General features: G+C 68.0%; 29 protein-coding genes. 21 read left to right on the forward strand and 8 right to left on the reverse strand.

Going from position 1 to position 23,643, the window contains the following annotated elements:
* Nucleotides 1–54: 54 nt before the first annotated feature.
* Nucleotides 55–516, reverse strand: a complete 462-nt coding sequence (locus tag JX001_RS07585) for a peptidylprolyl isomerase (protein WP_017504078.1) — start codon at nucleotides 514–516, stop codon at nucleotides 55–57.
* Between the two features lie 72 nt (nucleotides 517–588).
* Here JX001_RS07585 and JX001_RS07590 point away from each other — a divergent pair, with 72 nt between their 5' ends.
* Nucleotides 589–1,299: an RlmE family RNA methyltransferase gene (locus JX001_RS07590; protein ID WP_055753232.1), complete on the forward strand. Its 711-nt coding sequence runs from the start codon at nucleotides 589–591 to the stop codon at nucleotides 1,297–1,299.
* Between the two features lie 4 nt (nucleotides 1,300–1,303).
* Here JX001_RS07590 and JX001_RS07595 read toward each other — a convergent pair whose 3' ends face one another.
* Entirely contained in the window at nucleotides 1,304–1,849 is a 546-nt protein-coding gene (locus JX001_RS07595) for a DUF2061 domain-containing protein (RefSeq protein ID WP_205682962.1), read from the reverse strand.
* 127 nt (nucleotides 1,850–1,976) lie between these two features.
* Between JX001_RS07595 and guaB the strand changes: the two genes are divergently transcribed.
* From guaB to JX001_RS07625, 6 genes are all read left to right on the forward strand, one after another.
* Complete coding sequence (gene guaB, locus JX001_RS07600; protein WP_066550937.1) at nucleotides 1,977–3,434, forward strand: IMP dehydrogenase; 1,458 nt, start codon at nucleotides 1,977–1,979, stop codon at nucleotides 3,432–3,434.
* A 6-nt stretch (nucleotides 3,435–3,440) separates the two neighbouring features.
* Nucleotides 3,441–3,836, forward strand: a complete 396-nt coding sequence (locus tag JX001_RS07605; protein ID WP_205682963.1) for an MAPEG family protein — start codon at nucleotides 3,441–3,443, stop codon at nucleotides 3,834–3,836.
* Between the two features lie 9 nt (nucleotides 3,837–3,845).
* Nucleotides 3,846–5,147 (forward strand): RsmB/NOP family class I SAM-dependent RNA methyltransferase, encoded by a 1,302-nt coding sequence (locus JX001_RS07610; protein WP_205682964.1) that lies wholly within the window; start codon nucleotides 3,846–3,848, stop codon nucleotides 5,145–5,147.
* A complete protein-coding gene (locus JX001_RS07615; RefSeq protein WP_205682965.1) occupies nucleotides 5,144–5,857 on the forward strand; it encodes a 5'-methylthioadenosine/S-adenosylhomocysteine nucleosidase in 714 nt (237 codons plus the stop codon). The genes JX001_RS07610 and JX001_RS07615 overlap by 4 nt, the downstream gene beginning before the upstream one ends.
* Entirely contained in the window at nucleotides 5,854–7,416 is a 1,563-nt protein-coding gene (guaA, locus tag JX001_RS07620) for a glutamine-hydrolyzing GMP synthase (protein ID WP_205682966.1), read from the forward strand. The genes JX001_RS07615 and guaA overlap by 4 nt, the downstream gene beginning before the upstream one ends.
* Before the next feature lie 290 nt (nucleotides 7,417–7,706).
* Nucleotides 7,707–8,960: a tyrosine-type recombinase/integrase gene (locus tag JX001_RS07625; RefSeq protein WP_161638688.1), complete on the forward strand. Its 1,254-nt coding sequence runs from the start codon at nucleotides 7,707–7,709 to the stop codon at nucleotides 8,958–8,960.
* On the opposite strand, the gene JX001_RS07630 is transcribed toward JX001_RS07625, so the two are convergent.
* Together JX001_RS07630 and JX001_RS07635 are read right to left on the reverse strand one after the other, a co-directional pair.
* On the reverse strand, nucleotides 8,914–9,207 hold the full coding sequence (locus JX001_RS07630; protein WP_161638689.1) for a helix-turn-helix transcriptional regulator: 294 nt from the start codon (nucleotides 9,205–9,207) through the stop codon (nucleotides 8,914–8,916). The two genes, JX001_RS07625 and JX001_RS07630, sit on opposite strands and share 47 nt — an antisense overlap.
* Nucleotides 9,208–9,313: 106 nt before the next feature.
* Nucleotides 9,314–9,760, reverse strand: coding sequence for a MerR family transcriptional regulator (locus JX001_RS07635; protein WP_205682967.1), 447 nt, complete (start codon nucleotides 9,758–9,760; stop codon nucleotides 9,314–9,316).
* Between the two features lie 95 nt (nucleotides 9,761–9,855).
* Here JX001_RS07635 and JX001_RS07640 point away from each other — a divergent pair, with 95 nt between their 5' ends.
* Genes JX001_RS07640 through arsH form a run of 9 tightly spaced genes read left to right on the forward strand, consistent with a single transcriptional unit; the run spans nucleotide 9,856 to nucleotide 14,968 of the window.
* Nucleotides 9,856–10,203 (forward strand): hypothetical protein, encoded by a 348-nt coding sequence (locus JX001_RS07640; protein WP_161638691.1) that lies wholly within the window; start codon nucleotides 9,856–9,858, stop codon nucleotides 10,201–10,203.
* A 2-nt stretch (nucleotides 10,204–10,205) separates the two neighbouring features.
* Complete coding sequence (locus tag JX001_RS07645; RefSeq protein WP_205682968.1) at nucleotides 10,206–10,598, forward strand: hypothetical protein; 393 nt, start codon at nucleotides 10,206–10,208, stop codon at nucleotides 10,596–10,598.
* Nucleotides 10,595–10,879, forward strand: a complete 285-nt coding sequence (merT, locus tag JX001_RS07650) for a mercuric ion transporter MerT (protein ID WP_161638692.1) — start codon at nucleotides 10,595–10,597, stop codon at nucleotides 10,877–10,879. The genes JX001_RS07645 and merT overlap by 4 nt, the downstream gene beginning before the upstream one ends.
* A 54-nt stretch (nucleotides 10,880–10,933) precedes the next feature.
* Entirely contained in the window at nucleotides 10,934–11,902 is a 969-nt protein-coding gene (locus tag JX001_RS07655) for an arsenic resistance protein (RefSeq protein ID WP_205682969.1), read from the forward strand.
* A gap of 53 nt (nucleotides 11,903–11,955) precedes the next feature.
* Nucleotides 11,956–12,291 carry an ArsR/SmtB family transcription factor gene (locus JX001_RS07660; protein ID WP_183204371.1) on the forward strand — a complete coding sequence of 112 codons (336 nt, stop codon included), beginning with the start codon at nucleotides 11,956–11,958 and terminating at the stop codon, nucleotides 12,289–12,291.
* Between the two features lie 7 nt (nucleotides 12,292–12,298).
* Entirely contained in the window at nucleotides 12,299–12,724 is a 426-nt protein-coding gene (gene arsC / locus JX001_RS07665; protein ID WP_205682970.1) for an arsenate reductase (glutaredoxin), read from the forward strand.
* Nucleotides 12,721–13,800 carry an ACR3 family arsenite efflux transporter gene (gene arsB / locus JX001_RS07670; RefSeq protein ID WP_205682971.1) on the forward strand — a complete coding sequence of 360 codons (1,080 nt, stop codon included), beginning with the start codon at nucleotides 12,721–12,723 and terminating at the stop codon, nucleotides 13,798–13,800. The genes arsC and arsB overlap by 4 nt, the downstream gene beginning before the upstream one ends.
* Nucleotides 13,800–14,216 (forward strand): GNAT family N-acetyltransferase, encoded by a 417-nt coding sequence (locus JX001_RS07675; protein ID WP_205682972.1) that lies wholly within the window; start codon nucleotides 13,800–13,802, stop codon nucleotides 14,214–14,216. The genes arsB and JX001_RS07675 overlap by 1 nt, the downstream gene beginning before the upstream one ends.
* Complete coding sequence (gene arsH, locus JX001_RS07680; RefSeq protein ID WP_161638698.1) at nucleotides 14,216–14,968, forward strand: arsenical resistance protein ArsH; 753 nt, start codon at nucleotides 14,216–14,218, stop codon at nucleotides 14,966–14,968. The genes JX001_RS07675 and arsH overlap by 1 nt, the downstream gene beginning before the upstream one ends.
* A 9-nt stretch (nucleotides 14,969–14,977) precedes the next feature.
* Here arsH and JX001_RS07685 read toward each other — a convergent pair whose 3' ends face one another.
* From JX001_RS07685 to JX001_RS07700, 4 genes are all read right to left on the reverse strand, one after another.
* Nucleotides 14,978–16,279, reverse strand: a complete 1,302-nt coding sequence (locus JX001_RS07685; protein WP_161638699.1) for a type II toxin-antitoxin system HipA family toxin — start codon at nucleotides 16,277–16,279, stop codon at nucleotides 14,978–14,980.
* Nucleotides 16,276–16,635, reverse strand: a complete 360-nt coding sequence (locus JX001_RS07690; protein ID WP_161638700.1) for a helix-turn-helix domain-containing protein — start codon at nucleotides 16,633–16,635, stop codon at nucleotides 16,276–16,278. The genes JX001_RS07685 and JX001_RS07690 overlap by 4 nt, the downstream gene beginning before the upstream one ends.
* 203 nt (nucleotides 16,636–16,838) lie before the next feature.
* The gene (locus JX001_RS07695) at nucleotides 16,839–18,773 is read right to left on the reverse strand and encodes an FTR1 family protein (RefSeq protein ID WP_205682973.1); all 1,935 of its coding nucleotides are present in this window, start codon (nucleotides 18,771–18,773) and stop codon (nucleotides 16,839–16,841) included.
* 41 nt (nucleotides 18,774–18,814) lie between these two features.
* The gene (locus JX001_RS07700; protein ID WP_205682974.1) at nucleotides 18,815–19,294 is read right to left on the reverse strand and encodes a MerR family transcriptional regulator; all 480 of its coding nucleotides are present in this window, start codon (nucleotides 19,292–19,294) and stop codon (nucleotides 18,815–18,817) included.
* Nucleotides 19,295–19,366: 72 nt separating this feature from the next.
* Here JX001_RS07700 and JX001_RS07705 point away from each other — a divergent pair, with 72 nt between their 5' ends.
* The 5 genes from JX001_RS07705 to JX001_RS07725 all read left to right on the forward strand — a co-directional run bounded on the left by JX001_RS07705 (nucleotide 19,367) and on the right by JX001_RS07725 (nucleotide 23,637).
* Entirely contained in the window at nucleotides 19,367–20,017 is a 651-nt protein-coding gene (locus tag JX001_RS07705; RefSeq protein ID WP_205682975.1) for a cation efflux transmembrane domain-containing protein, read from the forward strand.
* Nucleotides 20,014–20,667, forward strand: a complete 654-nt coding sequence (locus tag JX001_RS07710; RefSeq protein WP_205682976.1) for a class I SAM-dependent methyltransferase — start codon at nucleotides 20,014–20,016, stop codon at nucleotides 20,665–20,667. Before JX001_RS07705 ends, JX001_RS07710 begins: the two co-directional genes overlap by 4 nt.
* Before the next feature lie 105 nt (nucleotides 20,668–20,772).
* Nucleotides 20,773–21,126: a hypothetical protein gene (locus JX001_RS07715; protein WP_205682977.1), complete on the forward strand. Its 354-nt coding sequence runs from the start codon at nucleotides 20,773–20,775 to the stop codon at nucleotides 21,124–21,126.
* Nucleotides 21,127–21,184: 58 nt separating this feature from the next.
* The gene (locus tag JX001_RS07720) at nucleotides 21,185–22,438 is read left to right on the forward strand and encodes a TolC family protein (RefSeq protein WP_205682978.1); all 1,254 of its coding nucleotides are present in this window, start codon (nucleotides 21,185–21,187) and stop codon (nucleotides 22,436–22,438) included.
* Nucleotides 22,438–23,637, forward strand: a complete 1,200-nt coding sequence (locus JX001_RS07725; protein WP_205683119.1) for an efflux RND transporter periplasmic adaptor subunit — start codon at nucleotides 22,438–22,440, stop codon at nucleotides 23,635–23,637. Before JX001_RS07720 ends, JX001_RS07725 begins: the two co-directional genes overlap by 1 nt.
* Nucleotides 23,638–23,643 lie beyond the last annotated feature (6 nt).

Below are 23,643 nucleotides of genomic sequence, written 5' to 3' on the forward strand. Positions count from 1 at the left end.
CGTTTCGCGAAATCTAATCCGAGTTGGACGAAGTCCAACTCTGCCGCTTTCGCTTTAGTTGACCGTCGCCTTGACGATCTTGCCGGGGCTGCGCGGCGGCTCGCCCTTGGGAAGGGCGTCGACGTGTTCCATGCCCGACTCGACCTGGCCCCAGACGGTGTACTGGCGGTCCAGGAAGGTGGCGTCGTCGAAGACGATGAAGAACTGCGAGTTGGCGCTGTTGGGGTCCGAGGTGCGGGCCATCGAGCAGACGCCGCGCACGTGCGGCTCGGCCGAGAATTCGGCCTTCAGGTTCGGCTTCTTGGAGCCGGAGGTGCCGGTGCCGGTCGGATCGCCGCCCTGAGCCATGAAGCCCGGGATCACGCGGTGGAAGACCACGCCGTCGTAGAAGCCTTCCTTGGCCAGTTCGGTGATGCGTTCGACGTGGCCGGGGGCCAGGTCGGGGCGCAGCTTGATGACCACGTCGCGGGCTTCGCCGTCGCCGGTGTCCAGGGTGAAGGTCAGGGTGTCGGCCATGTCGGTCGTCCTCTTTGGGTTGATTTGAGGCGGGACATAGCCCGCAACGCCGGTCGGGGCTATGTGGGAACGATGAGCGAAGACGAAAAGCCCCAAGAGCGCCGCCGGATGGTGAAACCGCCCACCGGCGGAACCGCCGCCGGACGCGGCATGGGCACCAAGATGAAGACGGCCGACACCAAGTCGATGTCGAGCCAGCAATGGATCAAACGCCAGCTGTCGGACAAATGGTCTGAAAAGGCGCGGGCCGAAGGCTGGCGCTCGCGCGCGGCCTTCAAGCTGATCGAGATCGACGACAAGTTCCGGCTGATCAAGCGCGGGTCAAAGGTCATCGACCTGGGCGCGGCGCCGGGCGGCTGGGTGCAGGTGGCGTTGAACCGGGGGGCGGGCGCGGTGGCGGGCGTCGATTTGCTGATGATCGCGCCGATCCCCGGCGCGACCCTGCTTCAGGCCGATTTCACCCATCCGGGCGTGGACCAGCAGTTGATCGACGCCATCGGCGGGGCGCCGGACCTGGTGCTGTCGGACATGGCGCACAATACGGTCGGACATCGCCAGACGGACCATTTGAAGATCATCGCCTTGATCGAGATCGCCGCTGACTTCGCCATCCGCACGCTGCGGCCCGGCGGCAACTTCGTCTCCAAAAACTTCCAGGGCGGAGACGCCGGCGGCGTTCTGGCGCGGCTGCGCGAGGAGTTCGAGACGGTGAAATACGTCAAGCCGGCGTCGAGCCGTAAGGACAGCGCCGAGGTGTTTCTGGTCGCGCTGAACAAGCGCTGACGCGTCAGGCGGCGGCTGTACTCGCGCGGGCTCTGCGATCTTCCAGGCGGGACCAGATGCGGTCGTGCAGGGCGAAAAAGAGCGTCTGCACCAGAGGCTCGACCATGCCAATGGTCAGCGCCGTGCGGATGTCGTTGGTCAGGGCGTAGGCCACGGCGACCGCCACGGCGAAATGCATGACGCCATAGGTGACGGTCTTCAGCGCGATCTGTTTGAAGGACCGGGGCAGGGCATGGCTGTGGCCGTGATGGGCGTCGTGCGAGCGGCGCTGTTCCTCGGGCGACATGATGTCGAGGCGGGCGGTGAAGGCCTCGGTCGCCTCCTCGATATTGGAGGCCATGCGACGCCGCTCGACCTTGTGCCAGACGCGGTCGTGGACGGTGTAGGCGATGGTCTGAAAGATCGGCTCGACCATGCCGACGGCCAGGGCGATGCGCCAGTCGCGGGTGATGGCGAAGGCGACCAGAATGGCGACGATCAGGTGCATGACGCCATAGCTGGCGATCTTCAGAGCCAGTTTGCGCGCGGTGCTGAGGATGACGCCGACCATGCGGAGAGAATGGTGAGCGGCCCTGCGGGTTGCAAAGCAATAAAATCTATCGGTCCTATAACCGCAATCGGCCTTGCCCCCGACCCCCGCATCCCGTTATACGCGGCCCGCAAAACGGAGACTCCCTATGGAGATACGCGAAGGACTGACCTTCGACGATGTTTTGCTGGAACCCGGCGCATCCGAGTTCATGCCGGCGATGGTCGATGTCTCGACCCAGCTGACGCGCGACATCAAACTGAACATCCCGCTGCTGTCGTCCGCCATGGACACGGTGACGGAAAGCCGTCTGGCCATCGCCATGGCTCAGTCCGGCGGTCTGGGCGTTCTGCACCGCAACATGACCATCGAGGAGCAGGCCGACGAGGTCCGCGCCGTCAAACGCTATGAGAGCGGGATGGTGGTGAATCCGGTGACGGTCGGCCCGCAGACGACGCTGGGCGAAGTGCGCGAGATCGTGGCGCGCAAGAAGATCACCGGCTTCCCCGTCGTGGATCCGGCGACGGGCAAGCTGGTCGGAATGCTGACCCACCGCGACATGCGGTTCGAGAGCGACCTGAACGTCACCGCCGCCTCGCTGATGACCACCGGCGACCTGATCACGGTGCGCGAAGGCGCCAGCCGCGACGAAGCGCGCGAGTTACTGAAGACCCGCAAGATCGAGCGCGTCATCGTGGTGGACGAGGATTATCGGGCCGTCGGCCTGATCACCATGAAGGACATAGAGAAGGCCCAGGCCTTCCCCAACGCCGCCAAGGACGAGCAGGGCCGCCTGCTGGTCGGCGCAGCCTCCACCGTCGGCGACGCCGGATACGAACGCGCGATGGCGCTGGCCGAAGCGGGTTGCGACGTGGTGGTGATCGACACCGCCCACGGTCACTCGGCCTCGGTCGCCCAGGTGGTCGAGCGGATCAAGCGCGAGAACAACCGGCTGCAGATCATCGCCGGCAATGTCGCGACCTATGATGCGACGCGCGCCCTGATCGACGCAGGCGCGGATGCGGTGAAGGTGGGCATCGGTCCCGGCTCCATCTGCACCACCCGCATCGTCGCCGGCGTGGGCGTGCCGCAGCTGACGGCGGTGATGGACTCCGCGCGGGCGGCCAAGGGCACGGGCGCCTCGGTCATCGCCGACGGCGGCATCAAATATTCGGGCGATCTGGCCAAGGCCATCGCGGCCGGGGCGAACGTGGCCATGATGGGCTCGATGTTCGCGGGCACCGACGAAAGCCCCGGCGAGGTCTTCTTGTATCAGGGCCGCAGCTACAAGTCGTATCGCGGCATGGGCTCGGTCGGGGCCATGGCGCGCGGCTCGGCGGACCGGTATTTCCAGAAGGAGGTCTCCTCCGAGAAGCTGGTGCCCGAGGGCATCGAGGGTCAGACGCCCTACAAGGGGCCGATCAGCCCGGTCCTGCACCAGATGGTCGGCGGTCTTCGCGCCTCCATGGGCTATGTCGGCGCCGGCACGATCCCGGAGTTCCAAGAACGCGCCCGCTTCGTGCGCATCACCGGCGCGGGTCTGCGCGAAAGCCACGTCCACGACGTGATGATCACGCGTGAAGCGCCCAACTATCGGCAGGGGTAGGCGACCATGACGACCGAACTCATCTATCTGGCCCTGACGCTGATCCTCGCCCTGGTTCAGATCTTCCTGCCCGCCGGGGCGCGGACGGCCGAGTTCGGCTCGAAATGGAATGCGGGTCCGCGCGACGAGACGCCGGAGGCGAAGAAGCCGCTGACCGGCCGTCTCGAACGCGCCCAGGCCAATCTGTACGAGACCCTGCCGCTGTTTATCGGCGCGGTGCTGATCGCTCACGTCATCGGCGCGTCCAACGCCCTGACGGTGTGGGGCGCAGCGCTCTATTTCTGGGGGCGGGTGGTCTATGTGCCGCTCTACGCCTTCGGCGTTCCCTATATCCGGTCGCTGGTCTGGGTGGTCTCGCTTGCGGGACTGGTCATGGTCCTGGCGTCCCTGTTCTTCGTTTGAAAGCCTGAATTGACCCCAGCCGCTCGCCTCGCCGCCGCCGCCTCCGTCCTGGACTCCATCGCCCAGGGCCGCCAACCGGCCGAGGCCGTCATGAAGGCCTGGGGCACGGCCAACCGCTACGCCGGGTCCAAGGACCGGCGCGCCATCGCCGACCGGGTCTATAAGGTGCTGCGCGCGCGCGGCCGCCTGTCGTGGATCATGGGCGGGCGTGAAGACGGTCGGGCTCTGGTCATCGGTTCGCTGCACGCCATCGACGGCCTTTCGCTGGAAGAGATCGAGGCCCTGCATTCCGGCGACGGCTATGGCCCGCGCCCGCTGTCGAAACAGGAGCGCAGCCGCATCACGGCGGGGCAGGGCGAACTGCCGGGCTGGGTCGCCGCCGGCCTGCCTGAGTTCGTCGTCGAGGATTTCAAGGCCACCTTCGGCGATCGCTGGGCCGATGAAGCCCACGCCCTGATGGCGCCGCGCGCGCCGATCGACCTGCGCGTCAATGATGCAGCCGCCACGGTCGATGAGGTCGAGGCCGAGCTGAAAGCCGCTGGTCTCGACGTTTCGCGCACGCCATGGTCGCGCGTCGGCCTGCGCGTGCCGTCGGAACCGCCGCCCAACATCCAGGCGCTGGAAGGCTTTAAGGCCGGCCGCTTCGAAATCCAGGACGAAGGCAGCCAGGTCGTCTGCTGGCTAGCGGGGGCGCAGCCCGGCATGACGGTGGTGGATTACTGCGCCGGCGGCGGCGGCAAGACGCTGGGTCTGGCCCAGGCGATGAAGGCGCAAGGCAAGCTGGTCGCCTCGGATGTCGTCAACAAGCGGCTGGAGAACATCCGTCCTCGCCTGCAGCGCGCGGGCGTCGAGGCGGAGCTGGTCCTGATCGGCCAGAACGGCGGCGGTCTGGAAGCCGTCAACGGCCAAGCGGATCTGGTCTTCGTCGATGCGCCCTGTTCGGGCTCTGGCACATGGCGTCGTCGTCCTGAGGACGCCTGGCGCCTGACGGCCGAGGAGATCGAAAAGCTGCACGGCCTGCAGGTGCGTATTTTGAGCCAGGCGACCAGGCTTGTGAAGCCGGGCGGCCGACTGGTCTATGTCACCTGTTCGATGCTGGCGCGCGAGAACGAGGCCAGCGTCGACGCCTTCGAGGCCGCCAATCCCGACTTCCGCCCGGTCGCGGTCACCGACGTCTTCTCGGCGCCGCAATTGACCGAGGCGGCGCAGGCGAAGTTCGCCGAGCTGGCGTCCGGGGCGCGGCTGCGCCTGTCGCCGGCCTCGGCCGACACCGACGGCTTCTTCGCCGCCATCTACGAGCGCGCGGCATGAAGCTGGCGCGGCATGGCGGGGTTTCGCTGCTCTACGTCATGGCCGCGCCTGCTGAATACGGGCCGCACCTTCAGGCCCGGATCGCGCCGCTGATGACCGGCGTCGGTCCTGTTGAGGCCGCCGTGAGCCTGGGCGCCGCCCTGGCGCGGCTGGAGGCGGCGGGCGATCTGCCGGATCTGATCGTATCGCTGGGCTCGTGCGGATCGCGGGTGCTGGATCATGCGGCGGTCTATCAGGCCTCGTCCGTCGCCTATCGGGATATGGACGCCAGCCCGCTGGGTTTTCCGAAGGGCGTGACCCCCTTGCTGGACCAGCCCGCCGTCCTGCCTTTGCCGTGCCCGATCCCCGGCGTGCCGACGGCGACCCTGTCGACCGGAGCGAACGTCGTGTCCGGCGCCGCCTATGACGCCATCGACGCCGAGATGGTGGACATGGAGACCTGGGCCCTGGTCCGCGCCGCCCAGATCTTCGGTGTGCCCCTGATCGCCTTACGCGGCGTGTCGGACGGTCGCGCCGAGTTGAAGGCTTTGGAGGATTGGACCTCGACCCTGCATCATGTCGACGAGAACCTGGCCGTTGCCCTGGATCGGCTGATCGCGTGGCTGGAGGCCGACGGCCCCGCCGCTCTTGAGTTTCCCGCCCTTGAAATGTCGGCCCCGCCCGGCCAAGACCCCGCCCATCTTCCTGCCCCGGATTCGATCACGCCATGACCACGCCGCAAGACCACCAAAAGGTCCTCATCGTCGACTTCGGCAGCCAGGTGACGCAGCTGATCGCGCGGCGCCTGCGCGAGGCCAGCGTCTATTGCGAGATCCATCCGTTCCAGAAGGCGGAAGCGGCTCTGACGGCCATGAACCCGGCGGCCATCATCCTGTCGGGCGGTCCCGAGAGCGTGCATGAAGAGGGCAGCCCCCGCGCGCCGCAGGGCGTGTTCGAGGCCGGCGTGCCGGTTCTGGGCATCTGCTACGGCGAGATGACGATGTGCGAGCAGCTGGGCGGCAAGGTCGAGGGCGGCCACACGCGCGAGTTCGGCCGCGCAGAGATCACGGTTCAGAAGACCTCGCCCCTGCTGGCCGACCTGGCCCCCGTCGGCGAGAACGAAGAGGTCTGGATGAGCCATGGCGACAAGATCGTCGCCATTCCGCAAGGCTTCGACGTGGTCGCCTCGTCCGAGGGGTCACCCTATGCGGTGATCGCCGACGAGGCCCGTCGCTTCTACGGTGTGCAGTTCCACCCCGAGGTGATGCACACCCCGCGCGGCCATCAGATGCTGAAGAACTTCACCCACGGCATCGCGGGCTTGAAGGGCGACTGGACCATGGCCGCCTATCGCGACGAGAAGATCGCCCAGATCCGCGAACAGGTCGGCGACGCCAAGGTGATCTGCGGCCTGTCGGGCGGCGTTGACTCCTCGGTCGCCGCCGTTCTGATCCATGAGGCCATCGGGGATCAATTGACTTGCGTCTTCGTCGACACCGGCTTGTTGAGGAAGGACGAGGCCACCCAGGTCACGACCCTGTTTCGCGAGCACTACAACATCCCGCTGGTGCATGTTGATGCGTCGAAGGAATTCCTGAGCGAACTGGCCGGGATTTCCGACCCCGAAACCAAGCGCAAGACCATCGGCCGGCTGTTCATCGAGGTGTTCGATCGCGAATCCGCCAAGATCGAGGGCGCCGAATTCCTGGCGCAAGGCACCCTCTATCCAGACGTGATCGAGAGCGTCTCCTCGTCCAGCGGCAAGGCCCACGTCATCAAGAGCCACCACAACGTCGGCGGCCTGCCGGACTATATGAAACTCAAACTGGTCGAGCCTCTGCGCGAACTATTCAAGGACGAGGTTCGCGCCTTGGGCCGCGAACTGGGGCTCAGCGACGCCTTCGTCGGCCGCCATCCATTCCCCGGACCGGGCCTGGCCATCCGCATCCCGGGCGAGATTACGCCGGACGCCGTCGAGACCCTGCAACAGGCGGACGCCATCTATCTGGATGAAATCCGCAAGGCGGGTCTCTACGACAAGATCTGGCAGGCCTTCGCCGTCCTGCTGCCGGTCAAGACCGTCGGCGTCATGGGCGACGCCCGCACCTATGAAAAGGTCCTGGCCCTGCGCGCCGTCTCCTCCACGGACGGCATGACCGCCGACTTCTACCAGTTCCCCTGGGACGTTCTGTCCAAGACCGCCACCCGCATCATCAACGAGGTCCGCGGCGTGAACCGCGTCGTCTACGACGTGACCTCCAAGCCGCCCGGGACGATCGAGTGGGAATAATTCGGGCCTTTCGGAAGCTTTCGAGAACGCTTCCGATTTGATCCGTAAGGCCCTGACGTAAAAGTGAATTCTGTCGAGACCCTTCGGAGCCTTTCGGAGGGTCTTTTTTTCGTGATGCCGACCTGTCTGACGGTATCGCGTCCCGTTGCTCCCGTGGAATCCGGCTCATACCGTCACGACCAAGGCGAGCCGATGACGGTATTCTTTTCGCGCAAGACGCTGAAAAGGCGAGAAAATATCGACCTCGAACCGCCGATTTCCAGACCTGTCCGGTGCGAGGAGGTTTTACCGTGCTTACCGATGCCGCTCTGAAGAATTTGAAGCCCAAATCAAAGCCTTACAAGAGTACCGACAGGGACGGCTTGTACGCCTACATCTCGCCTGGGGGAGCGATCTCGTTCCGCTACGACTACCGCTTCAACGGTCGGCGAGAGACGCTCACCCTGGGGCGCTACGGGCGGGGCGGTCTGAGCCTGTCGCAGGCGCGGGAACGTCTGTTCGAGATCAAGCGGACCATCGCGGAGGGCGTGTCGCCCGCCTTGGAGAAGCAGCGCGCCAAGCGTCGTCTGAAAGAGGCGCGCAGCTTCGAGTATGTCGCCCAGCGTTGGATGGACACCGCACCGATGGCGGACAGCACGCGGAACATGCGCCGGTCGATCTTCAATCGCGAGGTGCTGCCGCAGTGGCGCAACCGTTTGCTCAGCGAGATCACTCCCGACGACATCCGGGCGCACTGCAAGACCATCGTGGACCGTGGCGCGCCGGCGACGGCGATCCATGTGCGCGACATCGTCAAACAGATCTACGCCTGGGCCATCCTGCACGGGGAGAAGATCGACAATCCGGCGGACGGCGTGGGGCCGGCGTCGATCGCGACCTTCCGGCCGCGCGACCGCAGCCTGTCGCCGAGCGAGATCCGGATCATGCTGGGGGTTCTCGGAGAGGTGGCGACCCTGCCGACCATCCGGCTCGGGCTGAAGTTCATCCTCCTCAGCATGGTGCGAAAGAGCGAACTGCAGGATGGCGTCTGGCCAGAAGTGGATTTCGAGAACGCCGTCTGGTCGATCCCCGCGGCGCGGATGAAACGGTCCCGGCCCCACAATGTCTATCTGTCGACCCAGATGCTCGACATCCTGATCGCCCTGAAGACCTGCGCGGGGAACTCCAAATACATCCTTCCGTCGCGCTACGACGCGGACGCGCCGATGTCGCGGGCGACCTTCAATCGCGTGACCTCCGCTATCGCCGAGCTGGCGAAGAAGCGAGGACTGCCGTTGGAGCCTTTCACGGTTCATGACCTGCGCCGCACGGCTTCGACCCTGTTGCATGAGATGGGGTTCAACTCGGACTGGATCGAGAAGGGCCTGGCTCACGAGGAGCGGTCGTCACGCGGCGTCTACAACAAGGCGGAGTTCGAGATGCAGCGACGGCATATGGCGCAGCAGTGGTCGGACGCGGTCGAGGCCTGGGAGGCCGGGCGGACGTTCACGCCGGTGCTCAGTGTGCCGGAGGGAGAGGGACCTCGCTTCGATCCGAAGTTCTGACGGGTCGGCTGACGCGTCGGCGGACGTCGGGCGGCGGGGCGCGGCGGATCGGCTGGTTGCGGCGCCGCTCGAGCCAGGCCTCGACCTCGGCTAGGTCCCAGACCACGCAGCGGGGCGTCAGGAGGAACCGCTTCGGAAACTCGCCCCGGCGCTCCATCTCCCAGATGGTGCTGTCGGCGAGCGGCACCATCTGATGCAGTTCAGGCTTCTTGATCGTGCGCCGCAGGGGCGGGGTGGTCTGGCCCATGTCGAACTCCGTCTCTGTCCTCAGGAGAATCGACGCGAAAGCAGGCGATAGATGAAGCCGCAGGCTTACGCCCGGTCGCTTACGGTCGGGATCGACTCTCTCGCGATCACGCCGCCTTCGATCCGCAGCACGAGCTGGCGCGGGTCTGTGTGAGGTCCTCAAGGATGACGCAGTCAGGGCCAGGCCCGCCGGCGCAGGCCGCGTCGCAGTCGGTCACGAGCTTGGCCAGATCGGCTTCCAGCGCCTTCAGTTCGGAAAGCTTGGTCTGGACGTCCTCCAGGTTCCGACGCGCCAGATCGCGGGCGTCGAGGCAGGAGCGGTCGCCGTTCTCCAGCAGATCGACCAGACTGCGGACCTGGTCGATCGGAAACCCGAGCTCGCGGCAGCGGCGGATGAAAGTCAGTCGCTTGAGGTCGGCGTCGCCATAGGTGCGGTGGCCGCCGTCGCGTCGGGCGGCCCGGCGCACCAGGCCGATCTCCTCATAGTAGCGGATCGTCGGAGGGGTGGTCCCACTGCGCCTGGCGAGGGCTCCGATGGAAAGCGCGTGGTCCATGTCGTCATCCGGAAAAAGGGCTTGAAGCTAAAGTTACTTGAAGTCCTACAACGCGTCCACGGAACGGCGGATCGCGCCGTTCAGGAGAGTGAGACATGTTGCCGAAGGACGTCCCAATCGCCTGCACTCTGGGGGCCGGCGACTATCAGGCCCGGATGCGGTGGATCGCGGATCTCAACCAGCGCAGCCTTCAGGGTCATCATCGGGACGACCTGACGCTGCGTATCGACTATGAGGCCGGCGCCCTCGCGGATGTGGAAGAACTGGTCCGTCAGGAAACCGCCTGCTGCGCTTTCCTCGACTTCGAGATCGAGGAGCGCCCAAGCTCGGTCCGTCTCGTCGTCACGGCGCCGGAAGACGCCCGTCTCGCCGCCGACACCCTGTTCGAAGACTTTATCGCCTCGGGTCCGTCGACCCGGGCCCAAACCTGTGGATGCTGTTGATCATGACGTCTCTTACTCCCGGCGCGCCGTTGAACGTCGAGCCCGCCAAGGGCGATGCGAACCAGAAGGCGGTCGGCGTCGGCTCCGTCGTCGCGACCACGGGTGCCGTGCTTGGCTGCGCCGCCTGCTGCGTCGTGCCACTGGCCTTCCCGGTGTTGGCCCTGGGCGCGTCCGGCGCCGTCCTGGCCTGGTTCGCGGGAGCCCATATGTGGATCACCGGTCTTGCCCTGGTGATCGTCCTCGCCGCCTGGGCTTGGCTCGGATGGCGGACGTTCCGCCGCGGTCGTCCGCTGGCGCGCTCGACCGTCATCATGATGATCGGCTCGACGTTGATGCTCGCCCTAGCCCTGATCTGGCCGCGGATCGAACCCGCTCTTATGGCGATGATCCGATGACCTCTGAACAGACGCCGCGGAAGAAGGGCAGGCCGCTTTGGGTGGTGCTCGGCCTGGCCGGCGCCTGTGCGGTCTGCTGCGCCGTGCCGATCGTGATGCTCCTGGCGGGCGGCGCTACGCTCGTTGCCGCAGGCGCGGCCCTGAGTCAGAGCTGGGACGCGATCGCCTGCGGCGCGCTGATACTGATCGTCCTCGGCGCCGCTCTTGTGATGATGCGGCCGAAGCGCCCGGCGCCGTCCTGCAGCGTGGACGGCGCTTGCGGCTGCAAGGAAAAGGCCTGACAGCTCTGGCCGGGTGGCGGCAGTGGTTGGAGCGCCGCAAGGTCTGGACCTCGGATGAACACCTCTGAACTTCGCGACGCCCTGGAAACGCGGCAGGTCTGGATCTACTTCGCCGCCGTGATCGTCGCGGTGGCCGTCGGGCTTCTGGTCCCAAGTACAGAGATCCTTGAGGGGGCGATCAATCCGGCGCTGGCCTTGATGCTGTTCGTCACCTTCCTGCAGGTGCCGGTCGCCGCGCTTGGCCGGGCGCTTCGCGAACTGCGATTCATGGGCGCCTTGCTGGCTGTCAACTTCGTCGCCGTGCCCTTGCTGGTCCTCGGCTTGGTCCAGTTCCTGCCGGCCGATCCTCTGATCCGGTTGGGCGTGCTGATGGTGCTGCTCTGTCCGTGCATCGACTATGTCGTGACATTCGCTCACCTGGGCCGGGCGGACGCCCGATTGTTGCTGGCGTCGACGCCTGTGCTGCTGATCGCACAAATGGCGCTCTTGCCGATCTATCTGCGCCTGTTCCTCGGCGCCGAGGCGGCGGCCTATGTCCAGCCGGGTCCATTCATCCACGCCTTCGTCTGGTTAGTTGCCATCCCCTTCGTTCTGGCGGCGCTTGTCCAGGCATGGGCCGTGCGCAGCGCGACCGGGGATCGGGTCTCGTCAGCGCTTGGCTTGGCGCCCGTGCCCGCGACGGCGCTGGTGTTGTTCATCGTGGTCGCCGCGGTCGTGCCGCAACTCGGGCAAACACTCGACAGAACCCTGAGCGTCGTGCCGGTCTATATCGCCTTCGCCGTCTTGGCGCCGCTTGTCGGATGGGCCGTCTCAGGGTTCGCGCGTCTGACGCCCGAGGCGGGTCGCGCCGTCGCCTTCAGCGCCGGAACCCGCAACTCGCTCGTGGTTTTGCCGCTGGCCCTGGTCGTGCCCGGCGCAATCCCCTTGGTCCCGGCCATTATCGTCACCCAGACGCTGATCGAGTTGGTGGCCGAGCTCCTCTACATCCGGCTCATGCCGAGGCTTGGAAGTCGAACGGCCTGAACACTGTAGGGCGAGGGTCTTGAATATTTCCATAGTTCGACTAATTCGGAATTATGGAAACCGAAGCCTCGATTCTCGCTCTCGCCGCCTTGGCGCAATCAACGCGTCTGGAGGCGTTTCGCCTGCTGGTTCGCCATGAACCCGATGGTCTGCCGGCCGGTGACATCTCCAACCATCTGGCCATTCCGGCGAACACCCTGTCGTCCCATCTCGGCGTCCTGACCCGGGCGGGGTTGATCAAGTCGGAGCGTCGCAGCCGGTCGATCATCTACCGCGCCGATCTGGACCGCCTTCGCGATTTGGTCCTGTTCCTGCTCAAGGACTGCTGCGGGGGCAGGGCGGACCTGTGCGAGCCGCTTCTGGCAGAACTCGCGCCTTGCTGTCCCTGAGGACGCCATGGACGTCGTCATCTATCACAACCCCGCCTGCGGGACGTCTCGCAACGCCTTAGAGCTGATCCGCCACGTCGGGATCGAGCCTCATGTGGTCGAGTATCTCAAGACCCCGCCGTCGCGCGCCATGGTCGCCTGGCTGGCGGAGCAGACCGGCGCCCCGCTGCGCGACCTGCTGCGGGAGAAGGGCACGCCCTTCGCCGAACTGGGTCTCGAGAATCCCGCCCTGACGGATGACCAGTTGCTCGATGCGATCGAGGCCCATCCGATCCTGCTCAACCGTCCGATCGTGGTCAGCCCCCTTGGGGTCCGCCTGTGCCGCCCGTCGGAGGCCGTGCTGGACCTGCTGCCGGCCGAGAACCTGAAGCCCTTCACCAAGGAAGACGGGGAGGTCGTAATCGACGCGGACGGCCAGCGGGTGGCGAGATGACCGACGCGCCCGCCGCTCCGCCGCGCTGCCTGTCGTTCCTCGACCGCTGGCTGACGGTATGGATCTTCGCCGCCATGGCGCTGGGCGTCCTGCTCGGAACCGTGGTGCCGGGCCTGCCCGCCTGGGTCGACAGCCTGTCGGTCGGGACCACCAACATCCCGATCGCCATCGGCCTGATCCTGATGATGTACCCGCCGCTGGCCAAGGTCCGCTACGAGGCCCTGCCGCGCGTGTTCGCCGACAAGCGGGTGCTGGCCCTGTCGCTGATTCAGAACTGGGTTCTCGGCCCGGTGTTGATGTTCGCCCTGGCGGTGATCTTCCTGCGCGATCAGCCGGAGTACATGACCGGCGTGATCCTGATCGGCCTGGCGCGCTGCATCGCCATGGTGCTGGTCTGGAACCAGCTGGCGCGCGGCGACAACCAGTATGTGGCCGGTCTCGTAGCCTTCAACTCGATCTTCCAGATCCTGTTCTTCAGCCTCTACGCCTGGCTCTTCCTCACCGTTCTGCCGCCGTTGTTCGGCCTGCAGGGCAGCGTGGTGGACGTCAGCGTCTGGACCATCGCCGGAGCCGTGCTCGTCTACCTCGGCGTTCCGTTCCTGGCCGGATTCCTGACCCGTCGCAGCCTGATCGCCCGCAAGGGGGCCGACTGGTACGAGCGCCGCTTCCTGCCGCGCATCGGGCCGATCACCCTGATCGCGCTGCTCTTCACCATCGTGGCCATGTTCAGCCTCAAGGGCGGAGAGGTCGTGGCCCTGCCGCTGGACGCCCTGCGCATCGCCATTCCGCTGACGATCTACTTCCTCGTCATGTTCGTCGTCAGCTTCCTGATGGGCAAGCTGATCGAGGCGGACTACCCGCGCACCACGGCCTTGGCCTTCACCGCGGCCTCCAACAATTTCGAGCTGGCCATCGCGGTCGCCATCGCGGCGTTCGGCCTGGCCTCGCCGGTCGCCTTCGCGGCCGTCATCGGTCCGCTGGTGGAGGTGCCGGTGCTGATCCTGCTGGTGTCGGTCGCCCTCTGGATGGGCCGGCGCTGGTTCCCCGACACGGTCCCGCCGGCGGACGCCCCGTGATGGTGGTCCTGTATCTGATCGAAGCGACCGACGCCGGCCTCATCGCCGCGCTGCGGGCCGAAGGCCTGCCTGCGCCGGACGCCGGCCGCTACTTCAGCGCCGATCACTCCGGCGCGGTCGTCGGCTACGTCGGGCTGGAAGGGGAGGGGCGCGACCTGCTGCTCCGCTCGCTGGTCGTGCTCGCCGACCGGAAGGCCTGCGGCCTGGGAAGTCGGGTGCTGGCCGCCGCCGAGATCGTCGCCGGTAACATGGGCGCTGCACGGCTGCACCTGCTCACCACCACGGCCGAACCCTTCTTCGCCCGGAACGGCTACCGGACGGCGAACCGCCAGACGGCGCCGGAGGCGATGCGGCGGACCCGCGAGTTCGCGGGGCTGTGCCCGGCCTCGGCGGCCTATCTGACCAAGGACCTGTGATGACCTTCGCCCGTCTCCGACCGCTGCCCGATCCGGATCATCTGCCGGCCCTGGACAAGGCCTGTCTCTCGGCCGATCCGGCCCGCGGTCTGGGGCCGCACGACCATCCGCCCCGGATTCTGCTCCTATACGGATCGCTGCGCGAGCGGTCCTATTCGCGCTTCTGTGTCGAGGAGGCGGCCCGCCTGCTGCAATGGATGGGATGCGAAACCCGCATTTTCGATCCGTCGGACCTGCCGCTTCCCGGGTCGCCCGGCGACGACGACCACCCGGCGGTGCGCGAGCTGCGCGAGCACGCCCTGTGGTCCGAAGGCATGGTCTGGTGCAGCCCCGAACGGCACGGCCAGGTCTCGGGCCTGATGAAGCTCCAGATCGACCATCTTCCTCTGAGCCTGGGCGGGATGCGGCCGACGCAGGGGCGAACCCTGGCCGTCATGCAGGTCTCGGGCGGGTCGCAGAGCTTCAACGCCGTCAACACCCTGCGGCTTCTGGGCCGCTGGATGCGGATGATCACCATCCCCAACCAGTCGAGCGTGGCCAAGGCCTTCCAGGAGTTCGACGACGCCGGGCGGATGAAGCCGTCCGCCTACTATGAGCGCATCGTCGACGTGATGGAGGAGCTGGTGCGCTTCACCATCCTGACCCGGCCGCACGCCGCCCAGCTGGTGGACCGGTACTCCGAACGCAAGGCGGCCGGGGTTCGGGTCGACACCGCGACCGACCTCTCCTCCGTCGCCATCGCCGCACAGTGAGCGACGACGCTAGAGCGTGGTCCTGAGAGATGGGTCGATTGATTTTCGCCAGTCCTCTCCGACGCTGGCGGCGTCGGCGAACTCCGGCCATCGGGCGACCGCGTCGCGGACCTCCTGGACGATCGCCCGGGCCCGGCGCGCGTTGATCGAGGCGGTGCGGGCGCTGGCGTCGAAGTCGTCGAGGGTGAAGCCGTCGCGCTTGCCGTTCATCGCCATCTGGTGGCGCGCCGTCCACAGGCCGGTCGGGTTGTAGCTCCAGGTGATGTCATAGGCCGGCGACAGCGACCAGGCGCCGGACCGGTCCATCAGGAAGGCGATGTTCTTGACGTGGTCGTCCTGGTTGCGGGCGATGATGTTGAAGACCATGCGCCGGTACTGTTCCTCGATCGCCGCCATCGGCAGGCCGAGTTGGCGGATGACCAGGAAGGCCTGCTCATAAGCGTAGGCGTTCGGATCGCAGAAGTCGTAGTGGGCCAGGGCCGCCAACGATTGCATATGAAGCTTGCCGCCGCCCGGCAGGCGATCGAACCGCTTGGTCATGAAGTGGCGCCGGCCGCCTTCCTCGAGCAGGCGGCATTCGGCCACCTGGACGCCCGCCGCCGCGGCCATCCGGGCGTAGGCGTATTCGACCGCGCCATAGCCTTCGGGATCGGCCAGCTCCCGGTCCTTGTTGTTCTTCACCCCGTCGAACTTCAGCAGCCAGTAGTCGAAGCCGTCGCCGGCCTCGACCTGACCCGAGCGGACTTCGTTGGTGGCCGCGTTCCAGGCGATCACCGCCTTGGCCCGGGCGCCGCCGGCCGAGGTGCCGACGCGCAGGATCTCCCGCAGGGCGTCGGCCTTCTTGCTGTCGGCGAATGACGCCTGCAGATCGTTGCGGTGGCTGAGGACCTCGGACGCCAGTTCGACGAGGGCGTCGATCTGGATCCTGGCGGCCTTGCGGGGGCGGGGCCCGACCGCGGGCGCGAACTCCAGCGCGCCCATACCGCGCGCGCCCGTGTAGCAGAGGCGCTCCACGGCGTTGAAACTCTCCGGCGTCCGTCCCTGGGTCGCCAGCCAGGCGTCGATCAGGGTGTTGCCGTATTTGTCGGGGAGGGCGTCCGCCAACAGGCCGGGCAGGCCGTGGAAACTCTCCCGGTTGAGCCCGGGAAAACTGAACACCTGCGCCCCCAGGGGCATGGTCAGCGGCGCTACCTGGATGCCGCTGCCCGCGAAGGCCGGGTCATAGGCGAAGGCGGCGACCTCGGCGCCGTCCTCCAGCGAGACGGCTCCGATCCGGCGGCCCCACAGGCGGACTTCGGCGACGGTGGTCATTGTTCGTCGCCCCAGGTCCAGGGCGCGGCGGCGCCGGCGTCGCGGCCCTCGTCGGCGTCCGGCCGGGCGCGCTGCCGGGTCTTGCCGTGGCGCTCCAGCAGGTCGATCGGATTGGGCGGCGTCTCGGGCAGAAGGCGTTCGAGCCCCTCCAGCCTGTCCAGGGCGCGCAGGCAGCGGACCAGATTGGCCACCTGGACAGAGCCGCCGTCCTCGAGCCGTTCGATGGTCCGCTTGGAGACGCCGGCGGCCTGGGCGAATTGCGCCTGGGTCATCCCGCGCGTCAGGCGCGCATCGGCCATGCGACGGCCGAACTCGGCCAGGGCTACGTCATCGGTCGTGAGATTGGTGATCTTCATAATTCGCCACTTTCGGCGACTTATATAGGCTTTAAAGGGTTAAGTCGTCAATAATGGCGACTTGTGATTACGGCGTGTAACTCGTCATTTGTGGCGAATTATCCAGCAATAGCCCTCATAAGTCGTCACAAGTGGCGACTTGCGGCAGGCTACAATTAAGCGCCCGCTCTCGCGACCCCCAAGCCTACGACCGTAGGCCGGCGTCAGCCGGCGGCCGCCGCCTTCGCGCCCGACCTGGACGCCCGGAGGAACCCGACCACGAGAACGAGCACGGTGAGCAGCTGAACGAGGACGCCCTCCAGGGTCGGATACAGGCCGAGGATTTCGATGCGGGGACTCCAGGCGACCGGATGGACGTCGATCCAGCCTGCTTCCTGCAGGGCGGCGACGCCCTTGCCGACCAGGACGACCGACAGGACCGCCATCAGGATCGAGCTGAGAGAGAAGAACCGACCGATCGGCAGGCGCTTGCTGTAGGTCAGCAGGGCCCAGGCCACGACCGCGAGCACGGCGACGGCCGACAGGGCGCCGGCCAGCATGCCGAGGTGACCGCCCTGGCTCCAGATGGCGGCGTAGAACAGGATGGTCTCGAACACCTCGCGGTAGACCACCACGAAGGCGAGCAGGAACAGCAGCCAGGCGGATCGGCCCGACAGGGCCCTGGAGAGCTTGTCGCGGATATAGGTCTGCCAGGCGTCGGCGTGCGATTTGCCGTGCATCCAGATGCCGACGGAGACGAGCACCGCGCCGGCCAGCAGCGAGCCGAAGCCCTCGGTCAGCTCGCGGCTCGCGCCGCTGATCGCGATCAGGAAGGTGGCCGCCGCCCAGGTCGCGCCGCCCGCCGCCAGGGCTGCGATCCAGCCGCCATGCACGTAGCGCAGCGCCTCGGGGCGCTCCGCCTTGCGCAGGAAGGCGATCATGGCGACCACGATCAGCAGGGCCTCCAGCCCTTCGCGCAGGAGGATGGTGAAGGCGCCGGCGAAGCTGGCGACATTGTCCGCCTTCTGGGGGGCGAGGGCCCGTTCGGCGGTGTCGAGCAAGGCGTTGAGGCGTTCGACCTGGGCCTCGACCTCGCTGGTCGGGGCGCCCCGTCCAATGGCGGCCCGCAACCCGGTCATGGCGGTTTCGACCCGGCGCAGCAGGGCGCCGTCGCGGGCGCCGAGCGCCGGCTCCACGGGCTCGAAGCCGTCGAGATAGGCCGATAGCGCCAGGTCGGCGGCCTGTTTGCGGTCGCCCGCGCGATAGGCCGTCAGGCTCTCGGTCAGGCGTGTGCGGGCGAGCGTGAGCGCGCCGCCCGAGGCCGGCGACGCCGCCTCCGGATGCCGGCGCAGATAGGCGGTGACGGCGCGGGCCTTGGTCTCGCCGATGCGCGACGCCAGGTCGGCGGGCGTGGTCTGGGTGACCGCCGCCAGGGTGGGGAAGGCGGCCCGGATCGCCGGATCGCTCTCCCACAGGCGCTGGCCTTCGGCGGCTTCGGCCTCGGTGAAGGCGAAGCGTCCGACATAAAAGGCCAGGGCCCAGCGATCCTCGGCCGGCAGATGCGCGAAACTGGCCATCGCCGTGCCGTCCAGGCCCTGGTCGATCACCTGATAGAGGCCGAAGACGCTGCGCTGGCGGGCCCGCTCGACGCCGGCGAAGGCGATGGGCGCGGGGTCCAGCCCCTGAGCGCCTTCGCCGTCGGCGCGGCCCGTGACGCCGTGGCAGACGGCGCACTGCTCCTGATAGAGGGCCTGCCCCCGGGCGAGATCGGGCGGGAAGGACGGCGCCAGCGGGCTCGGATAGGCGGCGAGCAAGGCCGCGGCCAGGGTCTTGGCCTGGGCGGCGACCGCCTTTGGCGCGGCCTTGTCGCGGATGCGGGCCTCCAGGGCGGCGGCGTCGCGCACGAGCGCAGCCTTGCCGGCGGTCGCGGGCAGGGCGTCGATGCGGGTGCGGATCTGGCCCGCGAACTCGGTCATCTCGCCGTATTCGGCCGGGTTGACGATCTGGCCATTGGCCACCGCGCCGGCGTAGTCGACCGACACATAGTCCAGCAACCGCCAAGCGACCTGGGCCTCCGAGGCGGCGGGCGCCTGGGCCTGGACGGGAGCCGGAGCCCCAAGGACCAGGGTCAAGAACAGCAACTGAAGAAGACGACGCATGACGAGCCTAACTGTGAACGGCTCGCATTATCACTGGTGCGTCAGGGTGTCGCGCTCGAAAGTGAAGCGCGCCGGCCCGCGTCATGCCCGTCACCGCAGAACGCGTGGTCATGCAGCACCTCGATGACCTTGCAGGCGGAAACCCGGCCGCCGGCGCATTCGGCCGTCATGCGCGACAGCTCCGTCTTGAGCGCCTCAAGTTGAGCGATCTTCTCTGTGACGTCGCTCAGATGGCGTTCGGCGATCGCATTGGCCTCGCCGCAAGCCCGGTCGGGATGATCCGACAGGTCGAGCAGGGACCGGATCGAGTCGATGTCGAACCCGAGCTGGCGCGCATGACGGATGAAGGAGAGCCGGCGCACGGCGGCGTCGTCGTATAGGCGGCGATCGCTGGCGGTGCGCGGCGGCGCCGGCGAGAGACCGATCTGCTCATAGAAGCGGATGGTCGGGACCTTCACGCCGGTGGCGGCGGCCAGCTTGCCGATGGGGCGAAGGGAAGGGGCGGCGGGGAACGAGGACATGGGCTGGAAATAGACGCTTGATCCTCTAGCGGCTAGAGGATGCACAAGGGTGTACGAGACCACGGAGCCCTCATGACCGAACCCCTGACCCAGGATGTCCCCGCCGCCTCGGGCTGCGGCTGCGGCGCGCCCGTGAAGTTCGACGGCGCCTCGCCGGCCTATCGCCGCATCCTGCTGGCTGTGATCGCCATCAACGCCGTCGCCTTCGTCGCCGTCGCCGGCGGAGCGCTGGTGCAGGGCTCGGCCTCCCTCGGGGCCAATGCGCTGGACTTCCTCGCCGACAGCGCGACATATGCCATCAGCCTGTGGGCCATCGGCAAGTCGGTGCGGGTGCGCTCGGGCGCGGCGCTCGTGAAGGGCGCCAGTCTGGCGCTGCTGGCGGTGTTCATCCTCGGCTTCGCCGTCTGGCGCGCGGTGTCCGGCGCGCCGCCCGAGGGGACGGTCATCACCGGGCTCGGCCTGTTCGGCTTCGTCGCCAATGCGGTGGCGGCCCTGCTGCTGGTGCGCCATCGCGACGGCGACGCCAATGTCCGCTCCGTCTGGCTCTGCACCCGCAACGACCTGATCGAGAGCCTGGTGGTCGCTGCGGCGGGCGGATTGGTCTGGCTCACGGCCTCGCGCTGGCCCGACCTGATCGCCGGCGTCGTCCTGGCGCTCGTCTTCCTGCAGTCGGCCTGGTCAATCATCCGCCAGTCGCAGGCCGAGCTGAGGGCGGCGGGATGACGGCGACCTTCACCCCGGCGCTCGGTCACAGCTGGTTGAGCGACGTCTACGACCCCGCGATCGCCCTGCTGACGCGGGAGCGGGTCTGGCGTTGCGCCCTGGTCGAGGCGCTGGATCCGCGCGCCGGCGAACGCATCGTCGACGTCGGCTGCGGCACCGGCACCCTGGCCGCCCTGATCAAGGAGCGAGCGCCGGCGAGCCAGGTGCTCGGGATCGATCCCGACGAAGACATCCTCGACCGGGCGCGCGCCAAGACCCGGTCGCGCGGCGTCGACGTCGACTTCGCTCAGGGCTACGCCCGGGACGTGGGCCGGATCGTGGGCGACGCCGGCGCCGACAAGATCGTCTCGAGCCTCGTGTTCCACCAACTGCCGCTGCCGGAAAAACGCGCCGGCCTGGCCGCCTGTCTGCGCGCGCTCAAGCCGGGCGGTCGTCTGCACATCGCCGACTACGGCCTGCAACGGACAGCCGCGATGCGCACGGCGTTCCGCATCATCCAGGCGCTGGACGGCCACGCGGACACCCAGCCCAACGCCGACGGCGTGATCCCTGTCCTGCTCGCCGAGGTCGGGTTCACAGAAATCGAGGAGACGACAGTTTTTCCAACCCCGACCGGATCCATCTCCCTCTACCGGGCGGTGCGGCCCTGACCGGTCGTCGCAGACAGACTTGGCCCGGCCCGGTCAGGTGAACAGGGCCGGACCAGATGGTTCCCTGTACTGTGTAACGCATTGCTCCCCGAAACGAACAAAAGTATGCAGCTGGCGATGACCTGGTCGATGACGACATGGGCGAGACTGGTGTTGGCGGCGACCTTGGTGGTCGCAGCCTTCTTCGTCGTGCCGGTCGCCGACGCCGCGACCTGCATACCGGAACTCCCGGCGGCGCACGCTTCCGTGGATCATGATCCAAGTCAGGGCGATCATACCGGCTCCGCCGAACACGGCATCTGCGCGCACGGCCATTGCCATCACACCGCCTCCGCGCGGGCCGAGGCGGGGGACGATCTTCCCCTGCAGGTCTATTCGCGACCCGTGCATGCCTTCCCCGTCAGCGAGGTGCGGGCCTCCATCGCCCCCGATGGCCTGATCCGACCGCCCAGAGCCTGACACGGCGACCGCGCGTCCGCGCGGGCTCTCTCGTGTCACTCCCTCTGGAAGATGAATCATGCCTCCCTCATATCGTCGGCCGCCGCGCTTTGCGCTCGGCTGCGCGCTCGCCGCCTTCGCGGCTGTGCTGGCCAGCCCCGCCTGGGCTGACCCCGCCCCTTCGTTCGCCGAGCTCCTCGCCCGACTGGATCAGACCCCTGCGACACTGGAAGCCGGGGCGCTCGTGGACGCCGCGGAAGCGCGGGCTCGGCAGGCGCGTGTCCGCCCCAACCCGACCCTCGCCCTGGACGCCGAGAATGCGTTCGGAAGCGGTCCCTTCTCGGGTTATGACAACGCCGAGACCACGCTTTCCATCACCCAGGATCTTGAGCTCTGGGGCCGGCGTACGGCTCGGATCAATGCAGCTCGCGCGGATGCGGGAACCGCGTCGCTGCGGCGGGACCTCGCCGTAGTCGACGCCGCCGGACGGTTGGCGCTGGTCTACGCCGACGCCGAAGCGGCCGAACGTCGCGCGATGCTGGCGGAAGAGACTCTGAGCCTTACCTTGGCCGACGCCCGCGCCGCCCTCGTGCTGGTGGAGGAGGGGCGCGAGCCGCTTCTGCGCGGCATCCAGGGCGAGAGCGAAGCGGCCGCCGCGCGCGCTGGTCTCGATGAAGCCATCGCCGAACGGGACGCCGCCTTCGCGCGACTAACGGCCGTGGCCATGCTCATCGAGCCGGTGACGACCATCGAGGCCAGCCTGTTGGACCTGGCACCGGCGGCCGCGCTTGCGCCGACGGACCAGACGCCGACGGTGCGCGTTGCCGAGGCTGAGCGCTCGGCCGCCGAAAGCCGCATCGCGGTCGAACGCACCAGGTCGCGACCGGACGTCAGCGCCAGCGTCGGCCTTCGCCGCTACGAGGCAGAAGACGCGACGGCGCTGACGTTCGGCCTCAGCCTGCCCCTGCCGTTGTTCGATCGGAACCGCGGCAACATCGAAGCCGCCCAGGCGGACTTCAGGGCGGCCGACGCCCGGCTGATGACCGCCCGCCAGGAAGCCCAGGCGGACCGGGCCGCAGCACAAGCCCGCCTCCGCGCCTCAGTCAGCCGCGTCAACGCCGCCGACGCCGGGGTGACCTCCGCCGAAGAAGCCTACCGCCTCTCGCGGATCGGCTTTGAGGCGGGCCGGATCTCGCAACTCGAGCTTCGCGCAACCCGCACCGCCCTAGTCAACGCCAGAACCGCCGCCGTGGACGCCCGCCTCGCCCGGGTCCGCGCGGAAATCGATCTCGCGCGCCAGGACGGCCGCGCCCCCTTCCTAGGAGCCCAATGATGCGCAAGCCCACTTCCAACAAGACCTTGCTGATCGGCGGGGTCGCCGCCCTCGTCATCCTCGGGGCCGGGGGTCTTTACCTCGCCGTGGGACGGTCGGATCCGCCCGCCGCCGAAGGCGCGGCGGCTGAAGGCGAAGCCGGTCACGCCGAAGAGGAGGGTGGTCACGCCGAAGGCGAGGCCGAAGCTCCGGAGGGTTTCGTCGCTCTCAGCGCGGCCCAGGCCCAGGCCGCCAGTCTGGTCGTTGTCGGCGTCGGTCGGGGCGGGGGCGCCGAGACCCGGCTCTCCGGTCGCGTCGAACCCATGACCGATGCCCGCGCCGCTGTCGCCGCTTCCGTCGGCGGACGGGTGGAACGGGTGCTGGTGGCGCCCGGCCAGTCCGTTCGGATCGGCCAGCCCCTGGCCAGCCTCGTGAGCGGCGACGCGGCCACCTTCCGCGCCGACGCGGACGCGGCCGCTGCTCAGTCCGAGGCCGCGCGCCAGGCCTATCAGCGCAACAGCAATCTCGCCGACCAAGGCGTCGTCGCCCGGCAAGAGGTCGAGGCGTCCCGGGCGCAACTGCTGAGCGCCGAGGCGGCGGCCCGCGCGGCGCGCGCGCGGTCGAGCGCGGCCGGGTCGCCCAACGCCGCCGGACGGCTGAGCGTGAACAGTCCGATCGCCGGCGTGGTCACCAGCGTCCAGGTTGGCCCAGGCGGCTTCGTCCCGCAGGGCGGCGTGATCGCCGAGGTGACAAACCCAGGCCGCGTCGAACTCGTGTTCAACGCGCCGCCGCACCTGGCCGCCCTTGTCCGGGCCGGCTCCACCTTGCGCGTCAGCAGCCCCGCTGGCGACTTCGATGCGGTCGTCACCGGCGTCGCGGCCGGGGCCGGCGCCGAAAGCGGCGCCACCGTGATCCGAGCCCGACCGATGGGGGCGAGCCTGCCGCCCGCCGGTTCCGCGGTCACCGGCGCGATCGTGACCGGCGAGGCCGCCGGCGGGCTGACTGTCCCGACGGAGGCGATCCAGACCGTGGACGGCGCCAGCGTCGTCTTCGTTCAGGTCCCGAACGGCTTCCAGGCGCGCCCCGTGCTCGTCGGCCGTCAGGCCGGGGGACGCACGGAAATCCTGCGCGGCTTGGACGGGTCCGAACGGGTCGCCGGCGCCAACGCCTTCCTCCTTAAAGCCGAACTCGCCAAGGGCGAGGCCGAGCACGGCCACTAAGGGGAC

This window comes from Brevundimonas fontaquae, from assembly GCF_017086445.1.
GTDB lineage: Bacteria > Pseudomonadota > Alphaproteobacteria > Caulobacterales > Caulobacteraceae > Brevundimonas > Brevundimonas fontaquae.

Excerpts from the sequence above, each read along its gene's own strand:
- arsB (WP_205682971.1), top strand. The coding sequence starts at position 12,721 with ATGACCGACGCGCCCGCCGCTCCGCCGCGCTGCCTGTCGTTCCTCGAC.
- JX001_RS07590 (WP_055753232.1), top strand. The coding sequence starts at position 589 with ATGAGCGAAGACGAAAAGCCCCAAGAGCGCCGCCGGATGGTGAAACCG.
- JX001_RS07645 (WP_205682968.1), top strand. The coding sequence starts at position 10,206 with ATGACGTCTCTTACTCCCGGCGCGCCGTTGAACGTCGAGCCCGCCAAG.
- JX001_RS07685 (WP_161638699.1), bottom strand. The coding sequence starts at position 16,279 with ATGACCACCGTCGCCGAAGTCCGCCTGTGGGGCCGCCGGATCGGAGCC.
- JX001_RS07695 (WP_205682973.1), bottom strand. The coding sequence starts at position 18,773 with ATGCGTCGTCTTCTTCAGTTGCTGTTCTTGACCCTGGTCCTTGGGGCT.
- JX001_RS07655 (WP_205682969.1), top strand. The coding sequence starts at position 10,934 with ATGAACACCTCTGAACTTCGCGACGCCCTGGAAACGCGGCAGGTCTGG.
- arsC (WP_205682970.1), top strand. The coding sequence starts at position 12,299 with ATGGACGTCGTCATCTATCACAACCCCGCCTGCGGGACGTCTCGCAAC.
- guaB (WP_066550937.1), top strand. The coding sequence starts at position 1,977 with ATGGAGATACGCGAAGGACTGACCTTCGACGATGTTTTGCTGGAACCC.
- JX001_RS07630 (WP_161638689.1), bottom strand. The coding sequence starts at position 9,207 with ATGGGCCAGACCACCCCGCCCCTGCGGCGCACGATCAAGAAGCCTGAA.
- JX001_RS07615 (WP_205682965.1), top strand. The coding sequence starts at position 5,144 with ATGAAGCTGGCGCGGCATGGCGGGGTTTCGCTGCTCTACGTCATGGCC.
- JX001_RS07690 (WP_161638700.1), bottom strand. The coding sequence starts at position 16,635 with ATGAAGATCACCAATCTCACGACCGATGACGTAGCCCTGGCCGAGTTC.
- guaA (WP_205682966.1), top strand. The coding sequence starts at position 5,854 with ATGACCACGCCGCAAGACCACCAAAAGGTCCTCATCGTCGACTTCGGC.
- JX001_RS07595 (WP_205682962.1), bottom strand. The coding sequence starts at position 1,849 with ATGGTCGGCGTCATCCTCAGCACCGCGCGCAAACTGGCTCTGAAGATC.
- arsH (WP_161638698.1), top strand. The coding sequence starts at position 14,216 with ATGACCTTCGCCCGTCTCCGACCGCTGCCCGATCCGGATCATCTGCCG.
- JX001_RS07585 (WP_017504078.1), bottom strand. The coding sequence starts at position 516 with ATGGCCGACACCCTGACCTTCACCCTGGACACCGGCGACGGCGAAGCC.
- JX001_RS07635 (WP_205682967.1), bottom strand. The coding sequence starts at position 9,760 with ATGGACCACGCGCTTTCCATCGGAGCCCTCGCCAGGCGCAGTGGGACC.
- JX001_RS07660 (WP_183204371.1), top strand. The coding sequence starts at position 11,956 with ATGGAAACCGAAGCCTCGATTCTCGCTCTCGCCGCCTTGGCGCAATCA.
- JX001_RS07710 (WP_205682976.1), top strand. The coding sequence starts at position 20,014 with ATGACGGCGACCTTCACCCCGGCGCTCGGTCACAGCTGGTTGAGCGAC.
- JX001_RS07720 (WP_205682978.1), top strand. The coding sequence starts at position 21,185 with ATGCCTCCCTCATATCGTCGGCCGCCGCGCTTTGCGCTCGGCTGCGCG.
- JX001_RS07715 (WP_205682977.1), top strand. The coding sequence starts at position 20,773 with ATGCAGCTGGCGATGACCTGGTCGATGACGACATGGGCGAGACTGGTG.
- JX001_RS07605 (WP_205682963.1), top strand. The coding sequence starts at position 3,441 with ATGACGACCGAACTCATCTATCTGGCCCTGACGCTGATCCTCGCCCTG.
- JX001_RS07640 (WP_161638691.1), top strand. The coding sequence starts at position 9,856 with ATGTTGCCGAAGGACGTCCCAATCGCCTGCACTCTGGGGGCCGGCGAC.
- JX001_RS07700 (WP_205682974.1), bottom strand. The coding sequence starts at position 19,294 with ATGTCCTCGTTCCCCGCCGCCCCTTCCCTTCGCCCCATCGGCAAGCTG.
- merT (WP_161638692.1), top strand. The coding sequence starts at position 10,595 with ATGACCTCTGAACAGACGCCGCGGAAGAAGGGCAGGCCGCTTTGGGTG.
- JX001_RS07675 (WP_205682972.1), top strand. The coding sequence starts at position 13,800 with ATGGTGGTCCTGTATCTGATCGAAGCGACCGACGCCGGCCTCATCGCC.
- JX001_RS07725 (WP_205683119.1), top strand. The coding sequence starts at position 22,438 with ATGCGCAAGCCCACTTCCAACAAGACCTTGCTGATCGGCGGGGTCGCC.
- JX001_RS07705 (WP_205682975.1), top strand. The coding sequence starts at position 19,367 with ATGACCGAACCCCTGACCCAGGATGTCCCCGCCGCCTCGGGCTGCGGC.